The organism is Variovorax boronicumulans (assembly GCF_030812215.1).
GTDB classification, from domain to species: domain Bacteria; phylum Pseudomonadota; class Gammaproteobacteria; order Burkholderiales; family Burkholderiaceae_C; genus Variovorax; species Variovorax boronicumulans_C.
The window spans coordinates 183,024-195,428 of the sequence record NZ_JAUSSG010000007.1; the positions used below are offsets into that span (position 1 = coordinate 183,024).

The window sequence follows — 12,405 nt, forward strand, 5'->3', positions numbered from 1 at the left end:
GCCCATGTGGTCCGCAAGCGCCGCGTGCTCAATCGATCAGTTGCGTCTTGATGGCGTAGTAGGTGAGGTCGCTGTTCGTGGAGAGGTTCATCTTCTCCATGAGGCGCGTGCGGTAGGTGCTGATCGTCTTGACCGAAAGCGACAGCGCCTCGCCGATGCTGCCCACCGATTCGCCCTTGGCGAGCTTCAGGAACACCTGGAATTCGCGCTCCGAGAGGTGCTTGTGCGGCGGCTCGCTGTCCTTGCGCTCCAGCTGGCCGGCCAGCAGTTCGGCCACCGAAGCCGAGATGTAGCGGCGCCCCAGCGCGACGGTGCGGATCGCGTTGGCGATTTCCTCGGGCTCGCATTCCTTGTTGAGGTAGCCCGATGCGCCCTGGCGGATCAGGTTGACCGCGTAGTGCTCCTCCGGGTAGCCGCTCAGGATGAGCACGCCCAGTTGCGGTGCCTTGGCGCGCACCATGGCGAGCGCATCGATGCCGCTTTGGCCGGGCATGGAAAGGTCCATCACCAGCACGTCCATGTCGGTGGTGCGGACCATGTCGATCGCCTCGCGGCCGGTGGCGGCCTCGCCGACCACCCGGAAATCCACGAAGGTAGAGAAGAAAGCCTTGAGGCCTGAACGAACGACCGCGTGGTCGTCGACGATGCCGATCTTGATCATGATGGGGCTGCTCCTTCCGCGTGAACATGAAAATTGCCGCGTATGTCGCGGCGAGGGAAACGATGCCACAACCGTGCGGCGTTTCACGCGGGCGCATGCAGGTCGAGCGCTTGTCCTGCACGGGAACGCCGCGCTGTCCGCCACGAAGACGCGGCCTTGCGGCGATTCGTGGCACCGCGCCTGCAGCGCAGCTCCCGCCGCGCCCGGCTTCGGCGTGAAGCGCCGCGTCCCTAACTCACACCGAGGACGATGGCGCCCGACTCGATGAACCGGTCGAACTCGATCTTCGGAATGGCGGCCGTGAGCGGCTGGCCGTCGTCGGTCCAGGTCAGCACGGCGCTGTCGCCTTCCACGATGACCTGGCACTCGCCTTCGCGAATCTCCAGCAGCGGGCCGTCACCGGCACGGAACTCGACGGGCGCGACGATGCGCGCACTGATCTGGGTGGGGTTGGATGACATGGCGCCGATGGTTGCAGCGGCCGTCCGGCGTGCGCGTGGGACGGCACCGCGCGAGGGGCGAAGGCAATGTCTTCAAGATCAAAAGATGCCGCCCGTCGCCGCTTCGCTTCGCAAGTGCGCCGCGCGGGACTGTTCCCACGCGGAGGCGCAGCCACTTCCGACCGCGCGCATCCCGAGCCGGACACCACCATGGCCGGGCGCCTTCCTCTTTCGGGGAGGCGCCCACATTGCCAGGAGCGCACCATGACCAAGGAACCGAAAGAGCAGAAGCCATTTCCCTTTCCCACGTCGGAGAACCATGGCAAGCCGGCCGACCACGGAAAACCCACCGAGCAGCCCGCCAGCGAGGAGGCGTTGGACAGCGGGGTCGAGGAGTCTTTCCCCGCCAGCGATCCGGTGTCCGTCACCGTCACCAAGGTGAAGCTGCCGTCGGTGGACAAGGACAAGGACAAGGACAAGGACAAGGACAAGGACAAGGACAAGGACAAGGACCAGAAGCGTTGACCGGTACGGCAACCACCGACTCCCGCAGCCACCATGAAAACGGCCCTCCGCCCCCGGCCCGCGGCAACGGCGCCTTTCGCCACGCAGCCGCTGCCCGGGCCGCGCAGCCTCGTGACGTGGAGCCTCGATCCGGCGGCGTACTGCAGCGCGCATGAGCACGCCACCCGCAGCGACTTTGCGCGGCGGCTCGCCGTGCTCACGGGCTGCACCTATGCCGGCGACTACGACGAGCGGCAGCCCTATGCAACGGCGCCGTACTTCGTGCCCAGCAACACCGTGACCGACGCCGGCCTCGGGCAAGCCATGGGCATCGCCGGCGTGCACGACCTGTTCGGTGGCGTGGTGCCGCACCCGTTCATCGCCACCAAGGCCATCACCCATCCCTTGACCGGCGCCGGTGCGCCGCAACCGGCGGGGTGGAACCCGCGCTTTGCCGCCAACATTGCCGGTTCGGTGCTGGCCGGGTTCTCATGCTTCTCGCGCGCGGAGGCGCGCAGGGCAGGGCGCACGCTGCTCGGCGCGGGCGTGGTGCGCATCAAGCCGGTGACCGCGACCGGCGGCCGTGGCCAGATCGTGGCGCACAGCGCCGATGCGCTGGACCGCTGCATCGATGCCATGGACGAGGCCGACATCGCCAGCCACGGCGTCGTGCTCGAGGAGAACCTGGAACGCCCCGTCACCTTCAGCGTCGGGCAGGTGGTCGTGGCGCGCATGGTCGTGAGCTACTACGGCCGGCAGCGCCTGGTGCGCGACAACACGGGCGAAGAGGTCTACGGCGGCTCCGACCTCACGCTCGTGCGCGGCGACTTCGAAGCGCTGCTCGCCGCCACCGGCCTCGCGCCGCCGCTTCGCCACGCGATCGACCAGGCCCGGCGCTACCACCGCGCCGTGACCGATTGCTACCCCGGTTTCTTCGCCTCGCGCACGAACTACGACGTGGCCCAGGGCGCCGGGCAAGGCGGCGCGTGGCGATCGGGCGTGCTGGAGCAGTCGTGGCGGGTGGGCGGCGCCACGGGCGCCGAGATCGCGGCGCTCGAATCGTTCCATGCGGACCCCGCGCGCGCGCACGTTCGCGCGTCGACCTTCGAGGTGTACGGCCCGGCCGCGGTGCCCGCGCACGCCATCGTGTCTTACCAGGGCGTCGATCCGCAGGTCGGGCCGCTCGCCAAATACACCCTGTTGAATCTCCATGCCGACTCGCCATAGCGCCATCGATATCGCCGTGGACGGCCAACACATCGAAGGCACGCTCTTCGCTGCCTCGACGACGGTGCCCGGCGTGCTGCTGGTGCACGGGTGGGACGGCAGCCAGGAGCAGTACATGACGCGGGCGCAGGAGATCGCCGCGCTTGGCTGCGTGTGCCTCACCTTCGACCTGCGCGGCCACGCCCGCCACGCCGCGCAGCGGATGGAGGTCACGCGCGAGGACAACCTGCGCGACGTGCTCGCCGCCTACGACGCATTGGTCGGCCACCCGACGGTGGACCCCGGCGCCATCGCCATCGTCGGCAGCAGCTACGGCGGCTACCTCGCGGCGTTGGTGAGCGCCATGCGGCCGGTGCGCTGGCTGGCGCTGCGCGCACCGGCGCTCTACCGCGACCGCGAGTGGGACACGCCCAAGGGCAAGCTGAGCCGCTCCGACCTCGTGGCCTACCGGCGTTCGCTGGTCGGGCCCGAGGACAACCGCGCGCTCGCGGCCTGCGCCGCTTTCGCGGGTGACGTGCTGATCGTGGAGTCGGAAGACGACCAGACCGTGCCGCACCCGGTGGTCGAGAACTACCTGGCCGCATTCAAGCGCGTGCGCTCGGTCACCTACCGCGTGCTGTCGGGCGCCGACCACGCGCTGTCGAAGCAGGAATCGCGGCAGGCCTACGGCGCGCTGCTGGTGTCGTGGATCACCGAGATGACGCTCGGTGCCAAGGCCACGGCGACGATCATGAAGCCGGTGCCGAAGAGTCCGGCGTGAGCGGTGCAGGTGGCCGCGCAGGCAATCCTGTAGGACACGTCCTGCACGAACATGCGCCGAATTCCATCGCAAGCCATGAACCGACGCGCCTTCAATCCTTGCCGCGGAGCACCGCCCGCACCGCCCCGAACACAGGAGACACGGCCATGGATTTCGAGGGGATTTACTGTTTCGATACCGCATCGGTGCGCCTGGCCGTCTACCCTGACGGCCCGCAAGGCGCCCGCGTCGTAGCGCAGGTTTCGGAAAACACCTTGCACGACGGATTCGGCACGCGCGAGGTCGGGCAGCGGCTTCTGGATGTCTGCAAGCGCAACTTCCACGCGATCGAGCTTGCCACCGTCGCGCGCTACCGGGCGAACGCGCGGCAGTCCGTCATCACGCTCACGCTCGGCGACTTCGCGGCACTGCGGAGCGCACCGGCTGCTGCTGCGGCAATGCATGCAACGCGCGAGGAAGACGCGATCGCCGCCTGAGGTTTTCGGGAAGCCGTTTCATTCGAATCCGCGCACGGCGCGGTACGGGCAACTCTCCGACACGGCGAGGGGGCAGAGGCCGTAGCCGGGGGGCCATTCGGTCTTGCAAATTGGTGGCAGCCATGCGGAGGCCAGCGTCGTTCCTTGAACAACCGTTCCGCGGGCCATTCAATGCAAGGAACGCCGGTGCCGTTGAACCATTCACTCCAGGGCGAGCGAGACGCTTATCTTTTTCAGGAGGGGACCCACGCCCGCCTGTATGACTTGTTGGGCTGCCATCCGCGGGAAGAGGGCGGGGCCCACTTCGCGGTGTGGGCGCCGAACGCCGAATCCGTCTCCGTGGTGGGCGACTGGAACTACTGGTCCGGCGACGCCGACCCGCTGCAGCCCAGCCCCGACGGCACGGGCATCTGGCGCGGGCATGCGCCTCACGCCGCCATCGGGCAGGCTTACAAATACCGCATCCGTTCGCGCCATGGCGGCTACACCGTCGACAAGGCCGACCCGGTCGCCTTCAGCGCCGAGCCGCCGCCCGCCACCGCCTCGCGCATCTGCGAGCTCTCGTACGAATGGGGCGATGCGGACTGGATGGCCAACCGCGGGCCGCGCAACGCGCTCGATGCGCCGCAGTCGGTCTACGAGGTGCACCTGGGGTCGTGGCGCCGCAAGGACGGCCAGTTCCTCGGCTACCGCGAACTGGCGCACCAGCTGGCCGCCTATGTGACGAAGATGGGCTTCACGCACGTGGAGCTCATGCCGGTCACCGAGCATCCGTTCTACGGCTCGTGGGGCTACCAGACCACCGGCTACTTCGCGCCCACCGCGCGCTTCGGCTCGCCGCAGGACTTCATGTACATGGTCGATCACCTGCACCAGCAGGGCATCGGCGTGCTGCTGGACTGGGTGCCCTCGCACTTTCCGACCGACGAGCACGGCCTGGGCTACTTCGACGGCACGCACCTCTACGAGCACGCCGATCCGCGCCAGGGCTTCCACCCCGAGTGGAATTCGAGCATCTTCAACTACGGCCGGGCCGAGGTGCGCAGCTTCCTGGTGTCGTCGGGCCTGTTCTGGCTCGACCTGTATCACCTCGACGGCCTGCGGGTGGACGCGGTCGCCTCGATGCTCTACCTCGACTACGCGCGCAACCCCGGCGAATGGATTCCCAACCGCCACGGCGGGCGCGAGAACCTGGAGGCCATCGACTTCCTGCAGACGCTGAACCGCGCCGTCTATCGCGAGCACCCCGACACCGTCACCGTGGCCGAGGAGTCGACCGCCTGGCCGCGCGTCTCGCGCCCCACCGACATGGATGGCCTGGGCTTCGGCGAGAAATGGAACATGGGCTGGATGCACGACACGCTGGCCTACATGAAAGAGGACCCGGTCAACCGCAAGTACCACCACCACAAGCTGACCTTCTCGCTGGTGTATGCCTTCCACGAGAACTTCGTGCTGCCGCTCTCGCACGACGAGGTGGTGCACGGCAAGGGTTCGCTCATCAACAAGATGCCCGGCGACGCCTGGCAGCAGTTTGCCAACCTGCGCGCGCTCTACGGCTTCATGTGGGCGCACCCGGGCAAGAAGCTGCTCTTCATGGGCGACGAGTTCGGCCAGCGCCGCGAGTGGACGCACGACGGCGAGCTCGAATGGTGGGTGTGCGAGCAGGAAGGACACGGCGGCCTGCAGCGGCTGGTGGCGCAGCTCAACCGCGTGTACCGCGCGGCACCCGCGCTGCACCAGCTCGACTTCTCGTCGTCGGGCTTCGAATGGGTCGCCGCCAACGACGAAGCGCTGAGCGTCTTCGCGTTCCTGCGGAAGGCAGGCGACGGCAGCCCGCCCCTGCTCGTGGTGAGCAACATGACCCCGGTGCCGCGCACCAACTACCTGCTCGGCGTGCCGCTGGACGGCCAGTGGCGCGAGGTGATCAATACCGACGCCGCGGAGTTCGGCGGCTCGGGCTGGGGCAATTTCGGGGGCGTCGAGGCGGCGCCCGTGCGTTCCCACGGACACAGGCAATCGGTGTGCATCACCTTGCCGCCCTTGTCCACGCTGATCCTGGAGCACCGGCCCTGATGAAGAACATTTTCTCGACCAAGCCGCCCGCCGTCGCGGGCGCCCACGATGCCGTCGGCATCGGTTTCGACCATGGCGCCTCGCGCGCGGTCATCGACGCGGTGCTGCCCTGCGTGGACAACGGACGCTTCGCGGTCAAGTGCGTGGCGGGCGAGCGCGTGACGGTGCGCGCGCATTGCTTCACCGACGGCCACGACGTGCTGCGCGTGCAGCTGTGCTGGCGCGCGCACGACCACAAGGAATTCCGCGAAGTGCCGATGAAGCCGCTGGTCAACGACGTGTGGGAGGCCGCGTTCTCCCCGCCGTCGGTGGGCCGCTACGTCTACACCGTGGTCGCGTGGGTCGATCCGTTCGAGTCGTGGCGCCACGAGATGACGCGCCGCGTCGATCCGCAGGACGTGCGCATCGCCGCGCAGGTCGGTGCGCTCGAAATCGCCGCCGCGGCCGCCCGCGCCGAAGGCAGCGACCGCGCCGAGTTGCAGCGCTGGGCCACCGAGCTCGACGCCACGGCGGCCAACCCGGGCGCCGACATGACATCGCTGAAGGCGCTGGCGCTCGATGACGAATACGCCGGGCTGGTGCGCCGCCATCCCGATCGCCGGCATGCGGTGCGCCATCCGGTCGAGCTGCCGCTGATCGCGGACCGCGAACGCGCGCGCTTCAGCACCTGGTACGAACTTTTTCCGCGTTCGGCCGGTGCCGAGCCCGGCGTGCACGGCACCTTCAGGGACGTGGAGGCGCGCCTGTCCGCCATTGCCGCGATGGGTTTCGACGTGCTGTACTTTCCACCGATCCATCCGGTCGGCCGCATGCAGCGCAAGGGCCCGAACAATGCGCTCGAAGCCGGGCCCGACGATGTGGGCAGCCCCTGGGCCATCGGTGCGGCCGAGGGCGGGCACAAGTCGATATTGCCGGCGCTCGGCACCGAAGAGGACTTTCGGCAGCTGCTCGCGCGCGCGGCCGAGCACGGGCTGGAGATCGCGCTGGACATCGCCTTCCAGTGCGCCCCCGACCACCCCTACGTGAAGGCGCATCCCGACTGGTTCCGCTGGCGCCCCGACGGCACGGTGCAGTACGCGGAGAACCCGCCCAAGAAGTACCAGGACATCTACCCCTTCAACTTCGAGTGCGAGGACTGGCGCGGCCTCTGGGCCGAACTCAAGAGCGTGTTCGACCACTGGATCGGCGAGGGCGTGCGCATCTTCCGCGTGGACAACCCGCACACCAAGGCCTTCCCGTTCTGGGAGTGGGTCATCGGCGAGGTGAAGCGCGAGCACCCCGACACGATCTTCCTGGCCGAGGCGTTCACCCGGCCGAAGGTGATGCACCGGCTCGCGAAGCTGGGCTTCTCGCAGAGCTACACCTACTTCACCTGGCGCAATACGAAAGAGGAGCTGCAGGACTACTTCACCGAGCTCTCGACAGAACCGGGCATCGACTACTTCCGCCCCAACGCCTGGCCCAACACACCGGACATCCTGCATGAGCAGCTGCAGACCGGCGAGCCCGCGGTGTACATGTCGCGCCTTGTGCTGGCCGCCACCCTCGCAGCCAACTACGGCATCTACGGGCCGGCCTACGAACTGCGCGAGCACTTGCCGCGCGGCCCGGGCAGCGAGGAATACCTGGATTCCGAGAAGTACCAGCTGCGCCACTGGAACCACGACGACCCGGCCAGCCTTGCGCCCTTCATCGCGCGGGTGAACCGCATCCGCCGCGAGAACCCAGCGCTGCAGCAGGACCGGGGCCTGCGCTTCCTGCACGTGGACAACGACCAGCTGCTCGCCTACGCCAAGGCATCGCCGGACGGAGACAACGTGGTGGTCACCGTGGTCAACCTCGATCCGCACAACGCCCAGTGGGGCTGGGTCGGCCTGGAGCCCGCGAGCGTGGGGGTGAAGGACGGGCAGCCGTTCCAGATGCACGACCTGCTGAGCGGCCAGCGCTTCACTTGGCAGGGCGACTGGCACTACGTCAGGCTCGACCCGCACACCGTGCCCGCACACGTCTTCGTGGTGCGTCGCCGTCATGGCGACGAGCGCGACTTCGACTACTTCCTGTGACGAAGAAACAAGAAAAGAAGGCCTGTTGCCCATGAACGCACCCGTCTCCCACATCGCGCTTGAAACCGTCGAGATCGACAACAGCGACGATCCGCTGTGGTACCGCGACGCGGTGATCTACCAGCTCAACGTCAAGGCCTTCTTCGACTCCAACAACGACGGCATGGGCGACTTCAAGGGCGTGACCGCCAAGCTCGACTATGTGAAGGAGCTGGGCGTCAACACCATCTGGCTGATGCCGTTCTATCCGTCGCCGCTGCGGGACGACGGCTACGACATCTCCGAGTACGAGGACGTGCATCCGCAGTACGGGAGTCTCGACGACTTCCGCGAGATGCTGGCCGAGGCGCACAAGCGGGGCCTGCGCGTGATCACCGAGCTGGTCATCAACCACACCTCGAGCGAGCACCCCTGGTTCAAGGCCGCGCGGCTGGCGCCGCCCGGTTCGCCCGAGCGCAACTTCTACGTGTGGAGCGATACCGACCAGATCTACCAGGGCACGCGGATCATCTTCACCGACACCGAAACCTCGAACTGGACCTGGGACCCGGTCGCCAAGCAGTACTTCTGGCACCGCTTCTTCAGCCACCAGCCGGACCTGAACTTCGACAACCCGGCGGTGATGGAAGCCATCCTGAAGACGATGAGGTTCTGGCTCGACATGGGCGTGGACGGCTTCCGCCTGGACGCCATTCCCTACCTGGTGGAGCGCGACGGCACCAGCAACGAGAACCTGCCCGAGACGCATGCGGTCATCAAGCAGCTGCGCGCGGCCATCGACGCGCAGTACAAGAACCGCTTCCTGCTGGCCGAGGCCAACATGTGGCCGGAGGACGTGCGCGAGTACTTCGGCGATGGCGACGAGTGCCACATGGCGTATCACTTCCCGCTGATGCCGCGCATGTACATGGCCATCGCGCAGGAAGACCGTCACCCGATCGTGGAGATCATGGCGCAGACGCCCGACATTCCCGAAGGCTGCCAGTGGGCGATCTTCCTGCGCAACCACGACGAGCTCACGCTCGAGATGGTGACCAGCAAGGAGCGCGACTACATGTACACCATGTACGCGGCCGACATGCGCGCGCGCATCAACCTGGGCATCCGCCGGCGCCTGGCGCCGCTGATGGAAAACGACCTGGACCGCGTGAAGCTCATGAACGGCATGCTGCTCTCGATGCCGGGCTCGCCGATCATCTATTACGGCGACGAGATCGGCATGGGCGACAACGTGTTCGTGGGCGACCGCAACGGCGTGCGCACCCCGATGCAATGGAGCCCCGACCGCAACGCCGGCTTCTCGCGCGCCGACCCGCAGCGCCTGTACCTGCAGCCGATCATGGACCCGATGTTCGGCTACGAGGCGCTCAACGTGGAGACGCAGGCGCGCGACAGCAGCTCGCTCCTGAACTGGACCAAGCGCATGCTCGCAGTGCGCAAGACCAGCCATGCCTTCGGCCGCGGCAAGCGGCGCTTCCTGAAGCCGGGCAACCGCAAGATCCTCGCGTACCTGAGCGAGTACGACGGCGACGTGATCCTCACCGTGTTCAACCTCTCGCGCGCCGCGCAGCCGGTGGAGCTGGATCTTTCGGAGTTCAAGGGCTTCGTGCCCATCGAGATGCTGGGCCGCGCGCCGTTCCCGCCCATCGGCGAGCTGCCTTATCTGCTCACGCTGGCCTCGTACGGCTTCTACTGGTTCAAGCTCACGGCCGAGGCCGATGCGCCCAGCTGGCACGAGCAGGGCGTGGCGCTGCAGGAGTGGCCCACACTGGTGCTGTTCGATGGCTGGACCAGCTTCTTCCGCGAGCGCGTGATGCCCTGGCGCATCGGCATGTCCGAGCGCATGCGCACCCAGTTCGAGCTGGAGACGCTGCCGCGCCACATCGAGATTCAGCGCTGGTATGCCTCCAAGGGCACGGCCATCCGCCGCGCGCGGGTGGTCGACCACGCCGTGTGGGAGGCCAACGGGCAGAGCTGGCTGCTGCCACTGCTCGACCTGGACGGCCCGCCCGGTGGCGCCACTTACTTCATGCCGCTCGCCCTGGCCTGGGAAGAGCGGGACGAAGAGCGCATGGCCGGCGTGGCGCAGGCCGCCATCGCCCGCATCCGCCAGCAGGCGCAGGTCGGCCTGATGGGCGATGCCTTCTACGACGAGGCCTTCTGCCGCGAACTGGTGCGCGCCATCGGCAACGGCGCAGAGTTGCCCACGGCCAACGGCAAGCTGGTGTTCAAGCCGACCGCGGCCTTTGCACAGATGGCGATCGACATCGACGCGCTGCTGGTCGGCCGCCCGAGCGGCGTGAGCAGCAACACGGTGGTCACGCTGAACGAAACGCTGTTCCTCAAGGGCTACCGCCATGTGCGCGAGGGCATCAACCCCGAGCTGGAGATGGGCCGCTTCCTCACCGAGGTGGCGCGCTACCCGCACTGCGTGCCGGTGCTCGGGGCGCTGGAGTACATGAGCCACGACGGCCGCACGATGACGCTGGCGATGGTGCAGAGCTACATGGCCAACCAGGGCGACGGCTGGGACTACACGCTGGGGTACCTCGAACGGTTCCTGCGCGATGCGGCCACCACCGACGGCAGCGCGCCCGAGCCGACGGAGGTGGCCGACGTGCACGGCGGCTTCCTCGCGCTCATGGCCACGCTGGGCCGGCGCACGGCCGAGCTGCACCGCGCGCTCGCCACGCGCACCGGCGCCGCGGGCTTCGACCCCGAGCCGCTCGCGCCCGCCGACCACGCAGGCTTCAAGGCGCATGCGGCCGAGGACGCCACCGCCACGCTCGCGCTGCTGCGCGAACGCATCGACCTGTTGCCCGGCGCCGCGCAGGCCGACGCGCGCACGCTGCTCGACGCGACCGATGCGTTGCAGGCCGGCATCGCTTCGCGCCGTCCGATGGAGGGCGTGGGCGTCAAGACCCGCTACCACGGCGACTACCACCTGGGCCAGGTGCTGGTGAAGGACAACGACTTCGTCATCATCGACTTCGAGGGCGAGCCCGCGCGCACCTTCGACGAGCGCCGCACCAAGGGCTCGCCGCTGCGCGACGTGGCGGGCATGCTGCGCTCGTTCAACTACGCGCGCTGGTCGGCACTGCGCCGGGTGGCACAGAGCCCGGAGGAGGCCGAGCGCCTTGCCGCACCGGCCATTGCCTGGGAGCAGGCCACGCGCGCCGCCTTCCTGACCGGCTACGGCGCAGCGGTGGACACCGAACTGCTCGCGCTGTTCGAGCTGGACAAGGCCCTGTACGAGCTGCGCTACGAGCTCAACAACCGCACCGACTGGGCGCAGGTCCCGCTGCACGGCGTGCTCGCGCTGATCCAGCCGGCCCGCGGCTGACCCATCCGACGGCGAGACCGCACGACCGCACGCCCCACACACCACACGATATCGAGGAAGAACACACATGGAAAATTTCGGCATTCACCTGGAGCCGCTGCGCGCCATCCTCTACCAGGTCGGCGCGTTCATTCCGCGCCTCTTGATCGGGCTGGTGGTGGTGGTCGTCGGCTGGCTCGTCGCCAAGGCGGCGCGCTTCGCGGTGACCAAGGCGCTGCGCGCCATCAACTTCAACGTGCTCACCGAGCGCGCGGGCCTCGACAACTTCCTGCGGCAGGGGGGGCTGGCGGGCGACACGAGCAGCGTGTTCGGCATCCTCACCTACTGGCTGGTGATCCTCGCCTCGCTGCTCATCGCCTTCAACGGCATGGGGCTGAGCTACATCGCCGACCTGCTGGGGCGCATCGTCTGGTTCGTGCCGAACGTGTTCGTGGCGCTGCTGGTGCTGGCCTTCGGCTCGTACTTCGCGCGCTTCGTGGGCGAGGCGGTGAGCAGCTATTTCCGCGGCGTGAAGGTGCAGGACGCGGTGCTCTTCGGCAAGGTCGCGCAGTACGCGGTGATGGCCTTCGTGATCCTCATCGCACTCGACCAGATCAAGGTGGGAGGCGACATCGTGCGCGAAAGCTTCCTCGTGATCCTGGCGGGCGTGGTTTTTGCGTTGGCCCTCGCATTCGGGCTCGCCGGCAAGGACTGGGCGAAGGCGCAGATCGAGCGCTGGTGGCCCAGGCAGGTCAAGGACAGCAAGACGCCGACGCCCGGGGTAACGCCCGTCGGCACTCCCACGCGGTTCGAGAACGACAGGCCGCCGCGCTGACCCCATGACGAGCGAACACTGAACCCATGGCAGACCGAACG

Annotated in this window: 10 protein-coding genes; 8 read left to right on the forward strand and 2 right to left on the reverse strand. The window is 67.9% G+C overall.

Annotated features, from left to right (window positions below; translation table 11 throughout):
- Positions 1-28 precede the first annotated feature (28 nt).
- A complete protein-coding gene (locus J2W23_RS19585; protein WP_013541409.1) occupies positions 29-661 on the reverse strand; it encodes a response regulator in 633 nt (210 codons plus the stop codon).
- A gap of 230 nt (positions 662-891) precedes the next feature.
- Positions 892-1,122 carry a hypothetical protein gene (locus J2W23_RS19590; protein WP_176657409.1) on the reverse strand — a complete coding sequence of 77 codons (231 nt, stop codon included), beginning with the start codon at positions 1,120-1,122 and terminating at the stop codon, positions 892-894.
- Positions 1,123-1,365: 243 nt separating this feature from the next.
- Between J2W23_RS19590 and J2W23_RS19595 the strand changes: the two genes are divergently transcribed.
- The 8 genes from J2W23_RS19595 (at position 1,366) to J2W23_RS19630 (ending at position 12,364) form a co-directional block, all read left to right on the forward strand.
- On the forward strand, positions 1,366-1,626 hold the full coding sequence (locus J2W23_RS19595) for a hypothetical protein (RefSeq protein WP_307649915.1): 261 nt from the start codon (positions 1,366-1,368) through the stop codon (positions 1,624-1,626).
- Positions 1,627-1,659: 33 nt separating this feature from the next.
- Positions 1,660-2,832, forward strand: coding sequence for a DUF3182 family protein (locus J2W23_RS19600; RefSeq protein ID WP_307649916.1), 1,173 nt, complete (start codon positions 1,660-1,662; stop codon positions 2,830-2,832).
- Complete coding sequence (locus J2W23_RS19605; RefSeq protein WP_307649917.1) at positions 2,816-3,592, forward strand: alpha/beta hydrolase family protein; 777 nt, start codon at positions 2,816-2,818, stop codon at positions 3,590-3,592. The genes J2W23_RS19600 and J2W23_RS19605 overlap by 17 nt, the downstream gene beginning before the upstream one ends.
- 146 nt (positions 3,593-3,738) lie before the next feature.
- Positions 3,739-4,068 (forward strand): hypothetical protein, encoded by a 330-nt coding sequence (locus J2W23_RS19610; protein ID WP_307649918.1) that lies wholly within the window; start codon positions 3,739-3,741, stop codon positions 4,066-4,068.
- A 171-nt stretch (positions 4,069-4,239) separates the two neighbouring features.
- Positions 4,240-6,144: a 1,4-alpha-glucan branching protein GlgB gene (glgB, locus tag J2W23_RS19615; RefSeq protein WP_307649919.1), complete on the forward strand. Its 1,905-nt coding sequence runs from the start codon at positions 4,240-4,242 to the stop codon at positions 6,142-6,144.
- On the forward strand, positions 6,144-8,207 hold the full coding sequence (locus tag J2W23_RS19620) for an alpha-1,4-glucan--maltose-1-phosphate maltosyltransferase (RefSeq protein WP_307649920.1): 2,064 nt from the start codon (positions 6,144-6,146) through the stop codon (positions 8,205-8,207). Before glgB ends, J2W23_RS19620 begins: the two co-directional genes overlap by 1 nt.
- A gap of 31 nt (positions 8,208-8,238) precedes the next feature.
- Positions 8,239-11,550, forward strand: coding sequence for a maltose alpha-D-glucosyltransferase (treS, locus tag J2W23_RS19625; protein WP_307649921.1), 3,312 nt, complete (start codon positions 8,239-8,241; stop codon positions 11,548-11,550).
- Between the two features lie 67 nt (positions 11,551-11,617).
- Entirely contained in the window at positions 11,618-12,364 is a 747-nt protein-coding gene (locus tag J2W23_RS19630) for a mechanosensitive ion channel family protein (RefSeq protein WP_307649922.1), read from the forward strand.
- Positions 12,365-12,405: the final 41 nt, after the last annotated feature.